The sequence below is a fragment of the Methylobacterium bullatum genome (assembly GCF_014845095.1).
GTDB lineage: Bacteria > Pseudomonadota > Alphaproteobacteria > Rhizobiales > Beijerinckiaceae > Methylobacterium > Methylobacterium bullatum.
In genome coordinates, this window is the sequence record NZ_NKUG01000017.1 from 1 (window position 1) to 19,750 (window position 19,750).

General features: G+C 67.7%; 17 protein-coding genes and 1 pseudogene. 8 read left to right on the top strand and 10 right to left on the bottom strand.

Translation table 11 applies throughout. The features are described 5' to 3' along the window. Positions 1-135 precede the first annotated feature (135 nt). From MBTS_RS02050 to MBTS_RS02060, 3 genes are all read left to right on the top strand, one after another. A complete protein-coding gene (locus tag MBTS_RS02050) occupies positions 136-912 on the top strand; it encodes a fumarylacetoacetate hydrolase family protein (protein WP_192214981.1) in 777 nt (258 codons plus the stop codon). 48 nt (positions 913-960) lie between these two features. After that, positions 961-1,971 carry a ketopantoate reductase family protein gene (locus tag MBTS_RS02055; protein ID WP_192214982.1) on the top strand — a complete coding sequence of 337 codons (1,011 nt, stop codon included), beginning with the start codon at positions 961-963 and terminating at the stop codon, positions 1,969-1,971. Positions 1,972-2,088: 117 nt separating this feature from the next. Continuing rightward, positions 2,089-3,624 (top strand): acyl--CoA ligase, encoded by a 1,536-nt coding sequence (locus tag MBTS_RS02060; protein ID WP_192214983.1) that lies wholly within the window; start codon positions 2,089-2,091, stop codon positions 3,622-3,624. 131 nt (positions 3,625-3,755) lie between these two features. On the opposite strand, the gene MBTS_RS02065 is transcribed toward MBTS_RS02060, so the two are convergent. Further along, complete coding sequence (locus MBTS_RS02065; RefSeq protein WP_147829615.1) at positions 3,756-4,904, bottom strand: sensor histidine kinase; 1,149 nt, start codon at positions 4,902-4,904, stop codon at positions 3,756-3,758. 336 nt (positions 4,905-5,240) lie between these two features. On the opposite strand from MBTS_RS02065, the gene MBTS_RS02070 reads away from it, so the two are divergent. Further along, the gene (locus MBTS_RS02070) at positions 5,241-5,549 is read left to right on the top strand and encodes a hypothetical protein (protein ID WP_147829617.1); all 309 of its coding nucleotides are present in this window, start codon (positions 5,241-5,243) and stop codon (positions 5,547-5,549) included. Here MBTS_RS02070 and MBTS_RS02075 read toward each other — a convergent pair whose 3' ends face one another. The 5 genes from MBTS_RS02075 to MBTS_RS02095 all read right to left on the bottom strand — a co-directional run bounded on the left by MBTS_RS02075 (position 5,550) and on the right by MBTS_RS02095 (position 12,777). Further along, positions 5,550-7,409 carry a potassium transporter Kup gene (locus tag MBTS_RS02075; RefSeq protein ID WP_192214988.1) on the bottom strand — a complete coding sequence of 620 codons (1,860 nt, stop codon included), beginning with the start codon at positions 7,407-7,409 and terminating at the stop codon, positions 5,550-5,552. A 388-nt stretch (positions 7,410-7,797) separates the two neighbouring features. Further along, the gene (gene bioD / locus MBTS_RS02080) at positions 7,798-8,481 is read right to left on the bottom strand and encodes a dethiobiotin synthase (protein ID WP_147829619.1); all 684 of its coding nucleotides are present in this window, start codon (positions 8,479-8,481) and stop codon (positions 7,798-7,800) included. Next, entirely contained in the window at positions 8,478-9,251 is a 774-nt protein-coding gene (locus tag MBTS_RS02085) for a ferredoxin--NADP reductase (protein ID WP_056148553.1), read from the bottom strand. Before MBTS_RS02085 ends, bioD begins: the two co-directional genes overlap by 4 nt. A gap of 345 nt (positions 9,252-9,596) precedes the next feature. Continuing rightward, on the bottom strand, positions 9,597-11,195 hold the full coding sequence (locus MBTS_RS02090) for a methyl-accepting chemotaxis protein (RefSeq protein WP_444543532.1): 1,599 nt from the start codon (positions 11,193-11,195) through the stop codon (positions 9,597-9,599). A gap of 646 nt (positions 11,196-11,841) precedes the next feature. Next, complete coding sequence (locus MBTS_RS02095) at positions 11,842-12,777, bottom strand: ring-cleaving dioxygenase (protein WP_192214984.1); 936 nt, start codon at positions 12,775-12,777, stop codon at positions 11,842-11,844. Between the two features lie 154 nt (positions 12,778-12,931). On the opposite strand from MBTS_RS02095, the gene MBTS_RS02100 reads away from it, so the two are divergent. Further along, the gene (locus tag MBTS_RS02100) at positions 12,932-13,555 is read left to right on the top strand and encodes an FMN-dependent NADH-azoreductase (protein WP_056148566.1); all 624 of its coding nucleotides are present in this window, start codon (positions 12,932-12,934) and stop codon (positions 13,553-13,555) included. Positions 13,556-13,565: 10 nt separating this feature from the next. Here MBTS_RS02100 and MBTS_RS02105 read toward each other — a convergent pair whose 3' ends face one another. The 4 genes from MBTS_RS02105 to secB all read right to left on the bottom strand — a co-directional run bounded on the left by MBTS_RS02105 (position 13,566) and on the right by secB (position 17,283). Further along, positions 13,566-14,162: a HupE/UreJ family protein gene (locus MBTS_RS02105; protein WP_192214985.1), complete on the bottom strand. Its 597-nt coding sequence runs from the start codon at positions 14,160-14,162 to the stop codon at positions 13,566-13,568. Between the two features lie 287 nt (positions 14,163-14,449). Next, complete coding sequence (hisS, locus tag MBTS_RS02110) at positions 14,450-15,988, bottom strand: histidine--tRNA ligase (protein ID WP_192214986.1); 1,539 nt, start codon at positions 15,986-15,988, stop codon at positions 14,450-14,452. A gap of 99 nt (positions 15,989-16,087) precedes the next feature. Further along, positions 16,088-16,573: a DUF3429 domain-containing protein gene (locus tag MBTS_RS02115; protein WP_147829623.1), complete on the bottom strand. Its 486-nt coding sequence runs from the start codon at positions 16,571-16,573 to the stop codon at positions 16,088-16,090. Between the two features lie 200 nt (positions 16,574-16,773). Next, positions 16,774-17,283, bottom strand: a complete 510-nt coding sequence (secB, locus tag MBTS_RS02120) for a protein-export chaperone SecB (RefSeq protein ID WP_018045838.1) — start codon at positions 17,281-17,283, stop codon at positions 16,774-16,776. Positions 17,284-17,720: 437 nt separating this feature from the next. Between secB and MBTS_RS02125 the strand changes: the two genes are divergently transcribed. The 3 genes and pseudogenes from MBTS_RS02125 to MBTS_RS23605 all read left to right on the top strand — a co-directional run. After that, positions 17,721-18,446 (top strand): Tim44/TimA family putative adaptor protein, encoded by a 726-nt coding sequence (locus tag MBTS_RS02125; protein WP_192214987.1) that lies wholly within the window; start codon positions 17,721-17,723, stop codon positions 18,444-18,446. Positions 18,447-18,462: 16 nt separating this feature from the next. After that, positions 18,463-19,653, top strand: coding sequence for a murein transglycosylase A (gene mltA / locus MBTS_RS02130; RefSeq protein WP_373321266.1), 1,191 nt, complete (start codon positions 18,463-18,465; stop codon positions 19,651-19,653). After that, positions 19,650-19,750: pseudogene (locus tag MBTS_RS23605) on the top strand (Smr/MutS family protein); the annotation flags it as partial. The gene mltA and the pseudogene MBTS_RS23605, both read left to right, overlap by 4 nt.

Sequence of the window (19,750 nt, forward strand, 5' to 3'; positions counted from 1 at the left end):
TACCTCCAGCAGGCCACAAATAGCTGGGACGGCGTCTTCCTCGTCGCCGCAGGCGCCAACATCCTCGCTTCCCTCCTCGCCATCGTGCTGCTGAAGCCCTGGCGTGCCCGTATCGTTGCCCGGAGCATCTGAACCATGGCCCGCTGGATCGGATACACCCACGACGGACGCGCCGGTTTCGGCCGCCTCGACGGAGAGCAGGTCACTGTCCACGAGGGCGACCTGTTCGACGCGCCCCGGGCGACGGGAGAGATCCTGCCCCTCGCCGAGGTGGTCCTCGACCTGCCCTGCCGGCCGAGCAAGGTCATCGCGCTGTGGAACAACTTCTCCGCCATGGCCGAGAAGCAGGGGCTGACCCCGCCCGTCGCCCCGCTGTTCCTCTTGAAGCCGGCCAATACCTATCGCCCGAGCGGCGCCGAGATCGCGGTGCCGGATTGCGCCGGTCGTATCCTGTTCGAGGGCGAGCTCGGCATCGTCATCGGCAAGGTGGCGGGCCGGAGCGCGCGCGACCTCACACCGGACGAGGCGGCCGGCCACATCTTCGGTTACACCTGCGTCAACGACGTGACCGCGCTGGAGATCCTGAAGGCCGATCAGAGCTTCGCCCAATGGACGCGCTCCAAGGGACTGGACGGGTTCGGTCCCTTCGGCCCGGCCATCGCCACCGATCTCGACCCCGAGGCGCTCTCGGTGAAGGTGCGGGTGAACGGGCGCGAGCGCCAGACCTATCCCCTCTCGGACATGATCTTCCGCCCGCACGAGATCGTCGCCATGATCTCGCGGGGCATGACGCTGGAGCCCGGCGACGTCATCGCCTGCGGCACCTCCAACGGTTCCGGCCCGATCCCGAAAGGCGCCACCGTCGAGGTGGAGATCGAGGGGATCGGAATCCTGTCGAACCGCTTCTCCTGAGCCGTACAGACCAGACCGACACGACATCCGGACAATGAGGATACCAGCATGAGCATCGCGATCGTCGGCGCAGGCGCCATCGGCGGATTTCTGGGGGTTCGCCTCGCGAATATCGGCGAGGACGTCACCTTCATCGCACGCGGGGCCAATCTCGATGCCATCCGCGCCAACGGCATGCGCCTGATCGAGGAGAACGGCTCCGAGATCCACGTGAAGAACCTCACGGCCACCAAGTCCATGGAGGAGGCCGGCGTCCACGACGTGGTGCTCCTCACCGTGAAGGCGCATCAGGTCGGGCCGATCGCGGCCGACCTGCACCACCTCATCGGCCCCGACACCATCGTCGTGACCATGCAGAACGGCATCCCGTGGTGGTATTTTTCGGGTGGCCATGGCGGCGAACTCGCCGGGACGCACCTGGAAACCGCCGATCCGGGCCGGCTCATCGCGGAGTATCTGGACCCGAAGCATGTGATCGGCTCGGTGGTCTATCCGGCGGCCGTCCTCACCGAACCCGGCGTGGTCCAGGTGATCGAGGGCCACCGTTTCGGTCTCGGCGAACTCGACGGCTCCATGAGCCCGCGGGTCCAGGCCCTGGCGCAGCTCCTGATCAAGGCGGGCTTCCGCGCGCCCGTCACCAGCGACATCCGCGCGGAGATCTGGCTCAAGCTCTGGGGCAACCTCAGCTTCAACCCGATCTCGGCGCTCTCGCACGCCACCCTGGTGGATATCTGCCAGTTCCCGGAGACGCGGGCGCTCGCCACCGACATGATGCGCGAGGCGGAGACCATCGCCAACAAGCTCGGCATCACGTTCAAGCTCGGGATCGAGCGGCGCATCGCCGGGGCCGAGAAGGTCGGCGCGCACAAGACTTCGATGCTGCAGGACGTGGAGGCCGGGCGGCCGATCGAACTCGAAGCCCTCGTCGGCTCGATCATCGAACTTGGTCGCCTCACCGACACCCCGACCCCGCATATCGGCACCGTCTATGCTCTGATGCGGCTGCTGTCCCAGAGCCTCGAACGGGCGCAGGGGCGCCTGTCCATCGCGACGGCCTGACCACCGTTTCCCCGGCGGTCGCCCGCGACCGCCGGTCCGCATGAACATGTGCCGCTCCCCATGCGGCGGACCGCCTTCTCCTCCCCGAAGGCAACTGACGATGAGGACACAGCTACCATGGCCGAGACCGCAACCACCCTGCACGCCCTGATCCAGGCGGGCGCCGACGAGGCCACCGCCCTGTCGAGCCCCGGCGGCGTTCCCCTGACCTTCGGAACCCTGCGGGCGCTCACGGAGAGCACCATCGCTTCCCTCAACGCGCAGGGCATCGGCCGTGGCGACCGGGTCGCCATCGTGCTCGACAACGGCCCGGAAATGGCCGCCGCCTTCATCGCCATCGCGGCGGGCACCACCTCGGCGCCGCTGAACCCCGCCTACAAGGCAGACGAGTTCGAATTCTACCTGACCGATCTCAACGCCAAGCTGCTGGTGGCGGCGGAAGGCTCGCAGAGCCCGGCGGTGGCGGTGGCCGAGAAGCTCGGCGTGCCGGTGGTGCGCCTGACCCCGACGCCCGAACAGGGCGCGGGCAGCTTCACCCTCGCCTTTTCCGCATCCGCCGCCACGCCGGCAAGCCAGGGCGGCCCGGCCCACCCCGACGATATCGGCCTCGTTCTCCACACGTCGGGAACCACCTCGCGTCCGAAGATCGTGCCGCTGAAACAGTCGAACGTCTGCGCCTCGGCCCGCAACATCCGCACCACCCTCGCCTTCACGGCCGAGGATCGCGGCCTCAACATCATGCCGCTGTTCCACATCCACGGCCTGATCGCCGGCATCCTGGCGCCGCTCTCGGCGGGCGGGCAGGTCTGCTGCACGCCGGGCTTCAACGCCCTGAAGTTCTTCGGCTGGATGAGTGAGGTCCGCCCGACCTGGTACACGGCGGTGCCGACCATGCACCAGGCGATCCTGGGCCGCGCCGCCCGCAACAAGGAGGTCATCGCCGCCAACCCGCTGCGCTTCATCCGCTCGTCCTCCTCCTCCATGCCGCCGCAGGTGATGAAGGAGATCGAGGAGGTGTTCGGCGCGCCGCTGCTGGAAGCCTACGGCATGACCGAGGCCGCCCACCAGATGGCCTCGAACCCGCTGCCGCCCCGGCCGCATTACGCCGGCTCGGTGGGCCTCGCCGCCGGCCCCGAGATCGCCATCGTCGACCATGACGGCGAGCCCCTGCCCGCCGGCGAGACCGGTGAGATCGTGATCCGCGGCGACAACGTGATGACCGGCTACGAGAACAACGAGAAGGCCAATGCCGAAGCCTTCACCAAGCAGGGCTGGTTCCGCACCGGCGACCAGGGCACGCTGACCCCGGAGGGCTACCTTTCGATCACCGGGCGCCTGAAGGAGATCATCAACCGCGGCGGCGAGAAGATCTCCCCGCGCGAGGTGGACGAGATCCTGATGGATCACCCGGCCGTGTCCCAGTGCATCACCTTCGCGATGCCGCACGACAAACTCGGCGAGGACGTGGTGGCGGCCATCGTCCTGCGCGAGGGCCACGACGCCCTGTCGGAGAAGGAGCTGCGCGGCTTCGCCTCGGAGCGCCTCGCACCCTTCAAGGTGCCGGCCAAGATCATCTTCCTCGAGGAGATCCCGAAGGGCGCCACCGGCAAGCTCCAGCGCATCGGCCTCGCCCAGAAACTCGGCCTGGCGTGACAGCGGGGGCATTCGCGCCCGCACTGGGAAAGACGTCCTCGGAAGCAGATCCGGGGACGGCCTTGCCTCACATGGCCCGTTTCCATCGATCGTAACGGCGCTTCGAGTGGACGGGCGTCGTTCGCGTTCCGCTATGAGGGCAGGAGCATCCTCAGCGAGAAATGCGCGCCCTTCACGTCGGGCGCCACGGTGAGCGGGCCGCCGAGCTGGCGGCCGAGATTGTTGATGATGCGCATGCCGAGGCTTGTACTCCGGGCCTGGGTCGGGTCGAACCCGTCCGGCAGGCCTGCGCCATCGTCGGCGACGCCGATGACGAGGCCCCCCTCCTCATGCGGACAGGCGGTGACCCGGATTTCACCCTCGCCGTCGGGATAGGCGTATTTGATCGCGTTGGTGACGAGCTCGTTGACGAAGAGGCCGAGCGGAATCGCGAGATCGGCCGGAATGTCGAGACGGACCGCCTCGCAGCGAATGACGTTGCGCCGGGCGCTCTCCTGAAGTTTGCCGCAGAGCGCTTCCAGGAAGCCCGAGATATCGATGGCACCGAGGGTCGGCTGGCGCCAGAGCTGATCGTGGACCGCGGCCACGGCCTCGACGCGGGTGCGCGCATCGACCAGGGCCTCCCTCACCTTCTCGTCGTCAGAGCCGCGAGCCTGGAGGGCCAGGAACCCGGCGACCACCGCGAGGCTGTTCTTGACCCGGTGGCTCATCTCGCGGGAGAGGAGGTCCTGCCGTTCCAGCGCCGCCTTCAGCCGCGCCTCGCCGCGCTGACGCTCGATGGCGCCGCCGAGGAGATTGGCGAAGCCCTGCATGAAGGCAATGTCCGCCTCCTCGAACTTGCCCTCGCGGGTGTCGTCCACTTCGAGCACGCCGTAATGCCCGTCGCGGTTGGCGATGAGCACGTTGATGGCCCGCTTGATGCCGTGGTCGGCCATGATCTGCGGCGTGCGAAACCGGGTTTCCACCTGAAGGTGATTGGAGATCACCGGCTGGCCGGTCTTGAGGGCAAAGCCCGCCGGGGACGCGAGATCGGCCCCTATGATGGCCTTGCCGACGACATCGTCCTTCCAGCCCACACCGGCGCAGATCAGTAGGCAATCCTGCTCTCTGGAATATTCCAGCGCCTTGCAGAACTGAGCCTTCATTCCTTCCGCGCAGAGCTCGACGGCACGATGCAGCAGGGGCAGCAGCTCGGTGGCACGCAGGGCCTCGACGCCGAAATCCGAGAGCAGGGCCTGCTGACGCAGACGCAAGGCCAGGGCGGGTGAGACGTCGGTCATGGAAAATGGTCCTGCGACCGGCTGGATAGATGAGAAGGACGCCGTCTGCGTCTGTGCGGTGCCGGGAGGCCGGATGCAAGGGTGACGAGCGCAACGTGCCTGAGGACGGCGCGGGGCGGACCGGATCGGCGGCGACGCTCCAGCAACAGCCCACGCGGGAGGAGAATATCAGGGGCGGACGATAGATTACATAATAAGTACTTATAATGAAAAACGCTACAAAACGCGTCAGTGACTTGAGATTATTGCCTGAACGAGAAGATTTCACTATTCCCCGGAAAGCCGGTGTCGAAGGAACGGCGGATCAGCCGGCGTGATCGGGGGGGAGGATACGAGATGATCGACCAGAGAGCTGCCCGTGCCGTCCTCGTGGCGACGACGCTCCTGGCATCCGCCCCGGCACAGGCCCTGTCGATGAACGACCCGCTCACGGAATGGACCAAGGGCACGGCCATGGACCGCATGCAGATCGCCTCGCGTCTCGGCAAGTCGTTCAACAGCCTTAGCGAGAGTTTCACCGCCGGCTACTTCCTGAAATGCATCGATGACGTCGCCGCCTACGGCAACGCCAAGGCCGCCAGGATCGAGGACGCCATGCGCGAATGCGTGGCCGCGCGGATACCGCGCAGCCCGGACGCCGAATAGTCAGATCTCGATCTCGGTGCCGACCTCCACGAGCTGGCGAGTGGGGATGCAGAATTGCGCGCCGGTGGTCTCGGCGTTGCGTAGGAGGAAGGCGAAGATGGTCTCACGCCATGTCGCCATGCCCCGGTCGTCGCTCTTCGGGATGATGGTCTCGTGGCCGATGAAGATCGTCAGGTCGTCGAGGAACTCCTTCGGCAGGGTCCCGCATTCGACGGCGCATCGCAGTCCGTCGGGAATCGAGGCGTCCTCCATGAAGCCGTAATGCAGGACGAGGCGGAAGATGTCCGGGGTGATCTCGGTCACCTCGGCGCGCTCGGTCCGAGGCACGCTCGGCGCCTCCTCGTAGAGCGCGGTGACGAGCAGGATGCGCTTGTGCAGGGCACGGCTGCGCTCGACGAAACGCGACAGGTGGAGCGGAATGCCGCTCGTGGCCGAGGACAGGAAGGCCGCGTTGCCCGGCAGGGTGATCGGCGGCGCGCGGCGCAGTTGCTCGATGAACTCCGCCTCGGGCTGCCGCAACGACGCGCGGGCCTCCTCCACCAGGAGGTTGCCCTTGCGCCAGGTGAGCATCAGGAAGGCGACGAAGCCGGCCAGCACCAGGGGAAACCAGCCGCCCTCGAACAGCTTCACGCTGTTGGCGCCGAGGAAGACGAGATCGATGGCGAGGAAGAAGCCGTTGACCGCGAAGACCGCGACGGGGTTGTAGCCCCATTTCAACGCCACCAGGGCGGCGAGCAGGGTGGTGATCGCCATGAGCGACGACACGGCGATGCCATAGGCGCCGGCCAGCTTGTCGGAGGAACCGAAGGTGAGGACGGCCGTGAGAGTCGCGGCCGCCATCAGCCAGTTGATCACCGGCACGTAGATCTGCCCACGCTCCTCGCGCGCCGTGTGGATCACCCGCATGGGCGGCAGGAAGCCGAGCTGGATCGATTGCTGGGTGAGCGAGAACACGCCCGACACGATGGCCTGAGAGGCGATGACGGTGGCCAGCGTCGCGAGAGCGATCAGCGGGTAATAGGCCCAGTCCGGGCTGAGGCGGTAGAACGGGTTCTCGATCGCGTCGGGCTCCACCAGCAGCAGGCCGCCCTGGCCGAAATAGTGGATGACGAGGGCCGGCAGGACGAGGCCGAACCAGGCGAGGCGGATGGGTCTGGCGCCGAAATGGCCGAGATCGGCATACATCGCCTCGCCCCCGGTGACCGCGAGGAAGGCCGCGCCCAGCATGGCGAAGCTCACGTGCCAGCCGGCATGGACCAGGAAATCCACCGCGCGCCAGGGGTTGAGGGCACCCAGGATCTGAGGCGCGTGCCAGATGCCACCGAGGCCAAGGAGCGCCAGGACGACGAACCACACCACCATCACCGGGCCGAAGATGCGGCCGATGAAGGCGACACCCTTGCTCTGCACCAGAAACAGCCCGACCAGGATGGCGATGGTGATGGGCAGGACGGCATGGTCGAGGCCGGGGGCCGCCACCTTGAGCCCCTCCACCGCGCTCAAAACCGAGATCGCCGGGGTGATCGCGCCGTCGCCGTAGAGCAGGGCCGCGCCGACGAGGCCGACCACGAGGAGCGCGGCCTGACGCGTGCCGGGCCTGGCATGACGGGCGCCGAGCAGTGCCAGCATGGCGACGATGCCGCCCTCGCCCCTGTTGTCGGCACGCAGGATCAGCACCGCGTATTTCAGCGAGACGATGAGGATCAGGGCCCAGAAGATCAGCGACACCGCACCGACCACGGCGATGGCCTGGGGCGGGCCGCCGCCGGAGGCCGCCCGCACGGCTTCCTTGAAGGCGTAGAGCGGGCTGGTGCCGATATCGCCATAGACGATGCCGAGCGCCCCGAGGAGAAGAGGCAGGCCGGCGCGCGGAGGATCCGCGCGCTCCGCCGAAGCCCCATGGGCGGATACGAGTTGGGCCAAAGGGGCGTTTCCTTCCACGGGCAGCCCGGATGCGCTCGGGTCACCGCCTGACCGAACCTAGCGGTGGTGGCTCCACCGTCCAGGGAGGGATTTCATGAGTCACGGAGAGGTGAGGAAGCCTTGCCCCCTCGCATCGATGACGCCTGCCCGCTCGCCTGCCATATCGGCAACAGAGATCGGCAAAGGTGAGACCGAACTCCGTACGACGTCTTGGCGATGAACGCCTTGTTCGATCGTCACGATCGGCGGGAATTCCAGATTTTTAGGAGACGTCGATGGCCGGATTCGTCATCGAGGTTTCTCTCGCTGCGTCCTGTCGTAAGGCCTAGACCAGCCGCACCAAGGCCTCCGGGCATTCGCCGTCGCGGGCGATGCAGTGGACCGGAGCCGGCACATGACGGGCGATGGCGGCCGCGACCGTCTCTGGCGACGTCGGCGCGCCGAGGCTTTCGCAGACGACGACACCGAGCAGCGTCTGCCCGTGACAGCGCAGGGTCTCCGCCGCTGTGAGCGCGTGGCTGATCGCCCCGAGATAGCTGCCGGAGACGAGGATCGTCGGCAGGGCCAGGGCCCTGAGCCAGTCGAGACCGGTCGCTGCCGCCGTCACCGGGCTCATCAGGCCGCCGACGCCCTCGAAGACGAGGATCGTCTCCGGATCCGCATCCTGGATCCGGTCCTCGCACCAGCCGACGAGGTCGCAGAGGTGCAGGCTCCGCCCTTCGCGCGCGGCGGCGAGATCGGGGCCGAGCGGTGCGAGAAAGCGCCAGGGCGAGCAGGCCTCCACCGTCTCGGGCGTCACCGCCAATCCCTGGGCTTCCAGAAGGATCGCCGTGTCGCTCTCGCGAAACGACGGTTCGCCGAAAGGCGGCACACCGCTCGCCAGCGGCTTCAGGGTCGAAATGTCGTTCCCCCGGCGGCGCAGGGCGCGCGTCAGGGAAGCGGTGACGTAGGTCTTGCCGATCTCGGTCCCGGCGCCGGCGACGAAGACGGCGCGGGCACGCGTGCTCACTTCTCGACGAAGGCCTTCTCGATGACGTAGTGGCCGGCCTCGCCGTGATTACCCTCCTCGTAGCCCCCATCGGTGAGGAGCTGGCGGGTGTCGCGGATCATGTCCGGCGAGCCGCACAGCATGAAGCGGTCGTTCTCGACGGACATCGGCGGCAGACCGATATCCTCGAACAGCTTGCCGGAGGTCATCAGGTCGGTGATCCGGCCTCGGTTGCGGAAGGGCTCGCGGGTGACGGTGGGGTAATAGATCAGGCCGGCTGTGATGACCTCGCCGAGGAACTCGTGATTCGGCAGGTCCTGCGTGATCGTCTCGCCATAGGCGAGCTCGGAGACCTGGCGGCAGCCATGGACGAGGACGACCTTCTCGAAACGCTCGTAGGTCTCCGGGTCCTTGATGATCGACATGAACGGGGCCAGGCCCGTGCCGGTGCCGAGAAGGTAGAGGTTCTTGCCCGGCAGGAGGTTGTCGAGCACCAGAGTGCCGGTGGGCTTCTTGCCGACCATGATCGGATCGCCGACCTTGAGGTGCTGCAGCCGCGAGGTGAGCGGACCGTTCTCGACCTTGATCGAGAAGAACTCGAGTTCCTCCTCGTAATTGGCCGAGACCACGCTGTAGGCGCGAAGGAGGGGCCGGCCCTCGACTTCGATGCCCATCATCACGAACTCGCCGTTGCGGAAGCGGAACGCGGGATCGCGGGTCGTGCGGAAGGAGAACAGCGTGTCGGTCCAATGGTGGACGCTCAACACACGCTCCTCGTTGAACTTGCTCATCGACGGGTCCGTCTCAAACTTCGCTTGCGAATCTCGGCTTTCAGCCGGGTCTTCTCGCACCTGCGGCGCGCCCGTCAAGGCATAGCAGGCGCGCAGGCAGCGAAACCGCCAACTGTCTGGAATCGCTCTGACTTGAGGCATCGCCGCCACGGGGGATGCGACCTCGTGCCGATTCCGGCTCGTGACGATGCGACAAGACACGCAGGAAGTGGGGTTCGGCGCGCATTCCGGTGAGCGTCCGCCGGGATGGAACGGTCGGGGGCCGGACAGGGTGACGCCGCCCGCCTCAACGCGAGGCGGGCGGCGCTCATGGCTCCGGACGGGACAGGTGCGATGGGCTTCGGCTCAGGCGGCGCGGACCGTGTGGAGGAACTTCTGCACCTCCAAGCTCAGGCGTTCGGCCTGCCGTGCCAGTTCCGACGAGGCGGAGAACACCTGGCCGGCGCTGGCGCCGGTTTCCTGCGCCGCTCGGGCGACGCCGGTGATGTTGGCGCTGACCTCGCCGGTGCCGATGGAGGCTTGCGCCACCGAGCCCGCGATCTCCCGGGTCGCGGCACCCTGCTGCGAGACCGATGCGGAGATGACGGCGGCCGTCTCGTCGATCCCGTGGATCGTCGAGGAGATCCCGTCGATGGCGCTGGTCGCCTGGCGGGTCGAGGATTGGATCGCCGCGATCTTCGCGGAGATTTCCGTCGTCGCCTTGGCGGTCTGGTTGGCGAGTTCCTTCACCTCCGAGGCGACCACCGCGAAGCCCCGGCCCGCCTCTCCGGCCCGCGCCGCCTCGATCGTCGCATTGAGAGCGAGGAGGTTTGTCTGGCCGGCGAGGTTGGAGATGAGGTTCACGACGTCGCCGATGCTGGCGGCGACTTCACGGAGCTCCGCGACCGCAAGTGCGGTCTGCTCCGCCTCGCGGACGGCGGCGGCCGTCATCTCCGCCGAACGTGCGACCTGTCGGCCGATCTCCGCCACAGAGGCACCAAGCTCCTCGGCCGAACCGGCCACGGCGGTGACGTTGGCCGAGGCTTCCTCCGCGGCCGTCAGGACCGCGCTGGACTGCGCCGACGTCTCCTCGGCGGAGGCCGTCAGCTGCGAGGCCGTGGCCTGCATCTCGGTGGCCGCCGCGGACACCATGCTCACGATCCCACCGACCGCCGCCTCGAACTCGTCGGCCAGGGTATGCATGCCGACCTTGCGTTCCGTCTCCGCGGCGAGGCGCAGGCGCTCGGTTTCGATCTCGAGGGCGCGGTTGCGGATCATGCCGTCCTTGAACACCTGCACCGCGCCCGCCATGGCACCGAGTTCGTCCGTGCGTGTCCGGTCCGGGATCGAGACTTCGACATCGCCAGCGGCGAGCCGGTTCATAGCGTCCGTCATTCCGCGGATCGGACGGGCAACCGTCAGCATGGAGAAGAGGGCCGACCCGCCCTGAAGGAGGATCGCCACGGCTCCGATCACGAGGCCCAGCACGCTCGCGGTTTCCACGGCGCCCATCGACGACAGCCGAGCCTCGTCCGTGAAGCGCTGCGCATTGGACAGCGATTGTTCGATGGCGAGGAGCGCCTTCCTGCGGGCGCCATTCCGCTGTTCCCCCGCCACCGCCAGGGCCGCCTCGTCGATCCTCTTGCGACCCTGGTCGTACGTGATGGTGGCCGCCGACTTGAGGGCGAGTTCCGTGAACTGCGCCAGCCCGGCATCGATGTCCTTGAGGACGTCGGGCTTCAGGGCGATACGGATCGGTGCCTTGAGTCCCTCATGGGCTGAATCGAAGCTCGTTCGGATCCGGCCGACGGCCTCCTTGTAGGTCTCCTCCGCTTCGGACAGGCGCGCGTCGCGGACGGCGACCTGGATCTGGGACAAGGCGAGCTGCGCGTTCTTGATGCCGTCGAGGATCGTCTGCTCCCGACTGACGGCTTCGATCGATTGAGTGATCCTTTGGTTGCCCATCCACTGGTTGGCGACCAATCCAACCGCCAGTAGAATTCCGAGACCTGAGAACAATCCCAACTTCTTTGCGATCGATAACTTCGACATCGTTCAGCCTGGATTTCGATAGGACGGGAGGGTGTCGGGGGCCTGTTTACTGCTCTTGCCGACGGGAGGTTTCGCCTCCGTTGTCCATTATCACGAATACAAACTAAACATTCGTTAATTGGAGTCGATTTCGAATGAAAACTACATTCAATAGTGTAATCCGTAAGATTCAAGCTATATTCTAGTCCAATTCTCTTCCTGTCCGAATCCCGGCTCCACCATCTTCAGAATCAGCCGCTATAGGGGAGTAAGATCGTATCGCTAGCATGGTGCAGTTGTCTGGGGGTGGGCACGATCACCGGCAGAGCCGGCCCGATCTACCTGCCAGGGGCTGCATGCAGACGAGGGGATCATCGCCCATCGGGGCGATGCTTTCATTTGGAATGCAGCGGGCGCGTCGAATGGCCCGTTCGCGGCTTCGTTCAAGCGACATCGCGCCGACGAGGCAGGTGATGGCGGCCCTATCGCCCGCCTCCCGTTCCATCGGCCGCTCCGCCGCAGCCGATACGGGTCGGCGCTCGTCATCTCGTGAAACCTGCCTGGTCCGGTGATCTTGCGATCACAGGGGCTTCAGACCCGCTTCGATCTCGGCGCGTCGACCTTCGAGGAAGGGCGGCAGGGACAAGCGCTCGCCCAAAGTCTCCAATGGCTCGTCGGCGGTGAAGCCGGGACCGTCGGTTGCGATCTCGAACAGGATGCCGTTGGGTTCGCGAAAATAGAGGCTGCGGAAGTAATAGCGGTCCACCGGCCCGCTGGAAGGCATGCGGCGCTGCTTCAGCCGGTCGGCCCAACTGCCGTAATCCGCATCGGGGATGCGGAAGGCGACGTGGTGGACCGCCCCCGCTCCCTGCCGCGCGGGCGGCAGGCCGGGTTCTTCCAAGAGGTGGAGCTCAGCCCCCGCGCCCCCCTCGCCCATCTGCCAGACGCGAACCTCGCCCTCCGGCATGTCATAGCTCCGGGCGTGGCTCATGCCGAGCACCTCGGCGAGCACGGCCTCCGTCGCCCCGATCCGCGCGAGGCTGAGGCGGATCGGTCCGAGGCCCCGGATCTGGCGCTCCACCGGCACCGGGCCGGCAGGCCATGGATGGGCGTCGCCTGCGCCGCCGTCATCCACCAGCATCAGACGCTGGCCCTCCGCATCCTCGAAATCCAAGGTGAGGCGGCCGTCGCGCAGGATCGGCTCTTCGTGGGTCACCCCCTCGCGGGCGAGATGCTCGTGCCACCAGGCGATCGTCCCCTCGCCCGAGACGCGGAACGCCGTCCGGACGATACTGTCGGTGCCGCGGCGCTCGGGGGGCGCCGGCCAGTCGAAGAACGTCATGTCGGTGCCGGGCGCGGCGATGCCGTCGGCGTAGAACAGGTGGTAGGCCGAGACGTCGTCCTGGTTCACCGTCTTCTTCACGAGACGCAGCCCGAGAATCCGCGTGCAGAAGGCCGCATTGTCGGCGGCGCGCGCGGTGATGGCGGTGAGGTGGTGAAGTCCGGTGAGGTGCATCGGCCTGTCCTGCGAATGACGATGTCCCGCTGAGATGGGTCGTCCGTCCACGGAATGCGATGGCCCCACGCATCATCCGGGAAAGCGGCCCGCCCCTGGGCCGGAGCGGGATGCGCGATACATCCCTCCGCTCACCGCCATTGGAGCCCTGTGCATGCCCCATCTGCTCTACGTCGAAGCGTCACCGCGCAAGGAGCGCTCGGCGTCGATCGAAGTCGCCCGCGCCTTCCTGGATGCCTGGGGAGAGACACATCCGGAGGGCACGGTGGACGTACTCGACGTCTGGACCACACCGCTTCCGGATTTCGACGGGGAGGCGCTGGCCGGCAAATACGCGGCGCTGGCGGGTGACGTCCTGAGCCCGGCGCAGGAGGAGGCCTGGGTCGCCATCCGCGCCCTGGCGGCCAGGTTCCAGGCCGCCGACCTGATCCTGTTCGCGGTGCCGATGTGGAACTACACCATCCCCTACAAGCTCAAGCACCTGTTCGATCTGGTCTCCCAGAAGGACCTGCTCTTCACCTTCGACGAGCGCGGCCAGAACGGAATGCTCGAGGCGAAGGCGGTCGTCGTCAATGCGCGGGGCGTCGCCATCGGCGAGGATTTCCCCGCCGAGATCTACGATCACCAATCGACCTACATGGCGACCTGGCTGCGCATGGTCGGCATCACCGATGTCCACCAGATCGCGGTGGAGAAGGGTCTGATGGGAGCCGATCTCGACCGGGAATCCCGCGAGCAGGCCCGCGCCGAGGCCGGAGCCCTGGCGCGAACGCTGTAGGGCCCCGGCGTCAGAAAGCGCCGGCCAGGAGACCGAGGCCGGCGGCGGCGAAAGCGGCGCCGGCGACACGCAGGACCGGACGCCCATTCCCCTCACCGAGACGCCCGATGCCGAGGCCGAGACCGAGGCCCGCGGCGTGAAGCAGGGCGGTGGCGCCCACGAAGCCGGCGCCATAGGCGAGACCGGAGGCCGCCTCCGGCATCTCGGCACCGTGCGCATGGCCGTGGAACACCGCAAAGACACCCACGAGGGCCATGGCCGCCGCGACCGGCATCGTCAGCCGCAGGGCGACGGCGGCACCGAGCACGGCCACGGACAGGGCGATGGCGGTCTCCACATGCGGGAGCGCCACGCCGGCCGCGCCGAGAGCGCCGCCCACCATCATCATGCCGATGAACGACAGCGGGACGAGGACCATCGCCCGGCCGCCGACCTGCGCGGCGACGAGGCCCACCGCCACCATAGCGAGCATGTGGTCGAGACCGGTCAGGGGATGCAGGAACCCATGGGCGAGGCCCGACGCATCGCCCTGCCCGGTATGGGCGAGGGCAGGACCGGCCATGAGACCGAGCGCCAGACCCGGCAGAATTCGAACGCAGCGTCTCATTCCCACTCTCCCCGAAGCCCTAGAGGCCGTCACGCGCCCTGAATGCCGGACGTGACCGGTCCTGGCAACGGTCGTGCCGACGATGGCGAGGGCCTTCTTCCGCGGGTCCCGGCTCGCCTTCCGTTGTGGTCCAAGCGGCCAGGAATGACAGAGGGCCGAGGGATGGCGAGCCCGGCACCGCCTGTTCCATCGCAGCGACGGGGCGGATGACCCCGCCCCTTTCCCGGCCACCTGCAGCGAAGCGGAAGGTCGCCGGGAACGAGCGCAAAGATCGGGCGGAGCCGTCCTCAGAAATGCCGCGCCAGCACCTCGCGGACGCGCTCGACCATCTCGTCTTCCTTCACCGAGAACTGGGCCGGGCGCGCCGCCTTCCATTCGGCGTTGCTGGCGATGGCACCCGCCGCCTTGGCGCCCTCGATCAAGTCTTTGACCTGCACTTCGCCGGCCTCGCGCTCGTTGGAGCCCTGGATGATCGCGCAGGGGCTGCCGCGCCGGTCGGCGTATTTCATCTGCGCCTTCATGCCCGAGCCGCCGAGATAGAGTTCGGCGCGGATGCCGGCCTCACGCAGGCGCGCCACGAGGCGCTGGTAATCGGCGATGTTGTCGCGGTCGAGGACCAGCACCACCACCGGGCCGGGCTTCGCGGTGCCTTCGAGAAGCGGGCTTCCGGTGAGCTGTAGCGCCGAGAACAGCCGCGACACGCCGATGGAGAAGCCGGTGGCCGGCACGGGCTCGGCGCGGAAGCGCCCGACGAGGCCGTCATAGCGGCCGCCGCCCGCCACCGACCCGAAGCGCACGGTCTGGCCGTCTTCGTTGGTGACCGGGAAGGTCAGCTCGGCCTCGTAGACCGGGCCGGTATAGTATTCGAGGCCGCGCACCACCGAGGGGTCGGCCCGGATGCGGTCGTGGCCATAGCCCGCCGCCGCACAGAGGCGCATGATGGCGTGCAGTTCGGCGATGCCCTCGCGGCCAGTCTCGGACGAGCCGACCACCTCGCTCCAGGAGCCGAAGAACTGCTCCCAGAACGCCATCCGGTCGCCCTCTGCGTCGGGAGCGGCCTGGAACGAGACGTAGGCGAGGATCCGCTCGATGGCGTTAGGCGCGAGCCCTGCCCCCTTCGCGAAATCACCGCTCTCGTCCTTGCGCCCCTCGCCGAGGAGTTGGCGCACGCCCTCGACGCCCAGGCGGTCGAGCTTGTCGATGGCGCGCAATACGGTGAGGCGCTGCCCGGCCTTGTCCTCGCCCGAGAGGCCGATCGCCTCCATGACGCCGTCGAGCACTTTCCGGTTGTTGACCTTGATGACGTACTGGCCCGACAGGCCGAGTTTTTCGAGCGTGTCGGCCATCAGCATGCAGATCTCGGCATCCGCCGCGACGGAGCCCGCGCCGACGATGTCGGCATCGCATTGCATGAACTGGCGGAAGCGGCCCGGGCCCGGCTTCTCGTTGCGGAAGACGTAGCCGGCGCGGAAGCTGCGATAGGGTTTGGGGATCGCGTCGAAATGCTCGGCCACGTGGCGGGCGAGCGGCGCGGTGAGATCGTAGCGAAGGGACAGCCAGGATTCATCGTCGTCCTGGAACGAGAACACGCCCTCGTTGGGGCGGTCGAGATCGGGCAGGAACTTGCCGAGGGACTCGGTGTATTCGACGAAGGGGGTCTCCAGCGCCTCGAACCCGTAGAGCTCGAAGCTCTGGCGGATCGTCTCCAGCATCCGGTGCTGCGCGGCGATCTCGTCGGCGCGGCGGTCCACGAAGCCGCGCGGCAGGCGCGCCTTCAGCGTGTCGGCCTTCGTGGAATCGGCCTTCTTGGGATCGGCCTTGGCCATGGTGTCTTCGCTTTGCGTTCGGTCTGTCGGTGTCAGCCGGGCTCTATCCCGCGCGCTCCCGAGCGGCAAGCGCGTCGGGCGTGGCAAGGGATGTCGTCGTCAGAGCTTCAGGGCCAGCAGCGCACACAGGCTGAGGATGGCGACGGGGATCTGCGTCGGGCGCAGGCGTGCGAAGAAAAGCGGCGCCTCCCCGGTGCGGGCGGCGATGGGATCGAGGATCGCCACGGTGGTGAAGCCGGCAATCAGGAGGGCGATGGCCACCACCGTCAGGCCGAGGGAAGCGGAGACCAGGGCGACGAAGCCGAGGCCGAACAGTCCGAGCATGGTGGCGATCTGGATGAAGGTGGGGCCGCCCTCGGTGCGGAAGCTGACGCCGCGTCGCACGCCCGACAGGAACAGCAGGATGGCGCAGCCCCAGAGGATGGTGAGGTAGAGGATCGCATCCCCGAGATCGTCGCGCCGCCACCAAGCCAGTGCCGCGCCGATGGTAAAGGGCAGCATCGGGCCGTAACCGAAGACGATGCCGAGCCAGGGCACGGCACGGGGTTCGCTCACGGTGAACGTACGCTTGTCGTCCCGACCCATTCCGTCACCGCTTCTCGCTGTGCTTCGCCGGGCAACCCTCCCACCGGAGCGGGGTTCCGGCATGCACTGCGCATCGATCGGCGTCGGAGTCCAAGCGCGGCTGTTTTCACGTGCAACACGCAGCTCGCATCCCGAAACGGAAAACGCCCCGGCGCGCAGAGCGGCCGAGGCGTTTCCGGGATCGACGATGTCTCGCCGAATCAGGAAGCCAGCGGTCCGGTCTGCCCGGCCTGCTGGTTCTGGGCCTCGAAGGCCTTCTGGCGGTAGAGGCCGACGAAATCGATCGGGTCGATATACAGGGGCGGGAAGCCACCGTTGCGCACGGCCTCGGCGATGATCTGGCGCGCGAAGGGGAAGAGCAGGCGCGGGCACTCGATCATCACGGCCGGATGCAGCTGATCCTGCGGGATGTTGCGCATGCGGAAGATGCCGGCATAGTTCAACTCGAAGGCGAACAGCACTTCGTTGTTGATCTTGGCATCGCCTTCCAGGGTCAGCTCGACCTCGAAATCGGCCTCGGCCAACTGCTTGGCATTGACGTTGACCTGAATGTTGATCTGCGGGCCGCTTTCCTGCGGCTGGAGCGAGCGCGGCGCGTTCGGGTTCTCGAAGGAGAGATCCTTGGCGTATTGCGCCAGGGCGTTGATGGCGGGCGACTGGTCTTCGGCGGGAGCCGCGCCGTTGCCGTTCGGTGCCGGGGTGTCGGCCATGGCGTTCTCGTCCTCTTTCGCGGGGTCTTTCGGGGCACCTCGGCGATCCGCTGCGCGGCGTATCGTCTGATCGTCGCAGGGCCGGGTCCGAGCGACAGCGCGCTAACACGATGGGCCACCTCGGACAAGACGAGCGGCGGGAGCAGGCGAGGCGCGAGTGCTGGGAGTTCGGCCCGTGAAACGAAGCCGTCTCCGAACTCGGCGATCCGCACTTGACCCTGAACCCTCCGGCATGGCCACTCCTTGGCTGGATACGGCGCGCGGCGAGTCCCATATGCGGGCTGAGATCGTGGGTCGCGTCCTCCTCATCCAGGGCGGGGTCCTTGGATTCTCCGGCTCGATCCTTGCGCGGCGCTCCGATAAAGGGCGTAGCGGTGGGATTTTCGGGAGCCCCCCTCGAACACACATATCGTGCGACGGCCACGATCGGATCGGTGATGCAGGATTCCTTCGATTTGACGACCCTGATCTTCTTGGCGCTCGCGGTGTTCGTCATCTGGCGGCTCCGGTCGGTGCTCGGGCAGAAGACCGGAACCGAGCGCTCGCCGTTCAAGCCGGTGGACCGGAGCCGCAATCCGCCGCCGGCGCGGTCGGACGGCGACAACGTGGTGCGCCTGCCGGGCACGGACCGCGCCCAGCCGCAGACCGATTCGGCACCCGCCGCGATTGCCGAGGTCCGTGACTGGCGTGGCATCGCCGAGCCCGGCTCGGCCGTCGCCCAGGGGCTCGAAGCCATCGTCCAGGCGGAGCCGAGCTTCGACCCCCGTGCCTTCGTGGAAGGCGCCAAGGGCGCCTATGAAGCCATCGTGATCGCCTTCGCCAAGGGCGACCGCAAGACCCTCCGCAGCCTGCTCTCGCGGGAGGTCTGCGAAGGGTTCGAGCGCGAGATCACCGCCCGCGAATCGCGCCGCGAGACGGTCGAGACCACCTTCGTGTCCCTCGACAAGGCGGAGATCGTCGCCGTGGACGTCCGCAACAAGGTGGCGCAGGTGACGGTGCGGTTCCTCTCACACCTCATCACCGCCACCCGCAACGCCGAAGGTCAGGTCATCGACGGCAATGCCGAGGCCGTGGCCGAAGTGCCGGATGTCTGGACCTTCGCCCGTACGCTGGGCAGCCGCGATCCGAACTGGCAGCTGGTGGCCACGGAAGCCGGCGCCTGAGGATCCAGGGTTTGTCGTGAGTGGGTTTTTCAATCGGGCGTCCGTCGTCGCCCTGGCTCTCGTCGCTGGCTGTCTCCCCGGCCCGGTCGCTGTCGCGGCCGGGCCGCTTCGCGTGGGAGAGGCGATTCTGGAGCCGGTGGACCTCGCGACGCTGCCGGGATTTCCCGGCCCCGACCCGGTCGCCTCCCTCGACGCGTTCCGCCGGACCTGCGCCGCCCCCCCGGTGGAAATCGCCTCGACCGTCGCCGGCTCGGCGGAAGATCTCGCCGCCGCCTGCAGCCGTGCCGCGTCGGTCGAGCCTCAGGAGGCCGGGGCCTTCTTCACGCGGAATTTCGATGCCTATCGCATCGTCAGGCCGGGCGAGGTGGGTGGTCCGCCACGCCGGACGGGCTTCCTCACCGGCTATTTCGAGCCTGAACTCACCGGCGCCCTCGTCGCCGGTCCCGGCTTCACCACCCCTGCCCTCGCCCGGCCGGACGATCTCGTGAGTCTCGCCCCCGGCGAGACGAAGCCCGGCCTCGACCCGGCCTTGCGGGCGGCACGGGCGACGGGGACCGGGTTCGAGCCCTATCCCGACCGGGCGTCCATCGAGGCGGGCGGGATCGGGGAGCGGGCCCGACCGCTCCTCTACCTACGCGATCCGGTCGACCTCTTCGTGCTCCAGGTCCAGGGTTCGGGACGCGTGCGTCTTCCCGATGGGCGGGCCGTGCGCGTGCTCTATGACGGCCGCAACGGCCGTCCCTACACCTCGGTGGCCAAGCTCATCGTCCAGGCAGGACACCTGCCCCTCGAAGGCCTGACGCTGGCCCGCTGGACCGGCTGGCTCCGCGCCCATCCGGCCCTCGCCAAGCCGTTGATGCAGGCCAATGCCTCCTACATCTTCTTCCGCCTCGCCGAGGTGGAGGATGCCGGCCTCGGTCCTCCCGGAGCGGCCGGCGTACCGTTGACTCCGGGCCGCAGCCTCGCGGTCGATTCCACCCTGTGGCGCTATGGAACGCCGTTCTGGCTCGAAGGACGGATCGCGGGGGAGGATGCGCCGGGGCGTCTCGTGGTCGCCGCCGATACCGGCTCGGCCATCGTCGGTCCCGCGCGGGGCGACCTCTATCTCGGCACGGGCGAAGCGGCGGGGATCGCCGCCGGCAACCTGCGCGATGCGGTCGGCTTCGTGGTCCTGCTGCCCAAGCCGCGTATGGCGCCCGTTCCATGAGGTTGCCGCGCAGACCCCGTGGCCTGTCGGGCGAGGATGCGTTCCTCTGGGGCGAGATCGCGCGGCTGATCACCCCGCTGCGCGGCAACCTCATGGA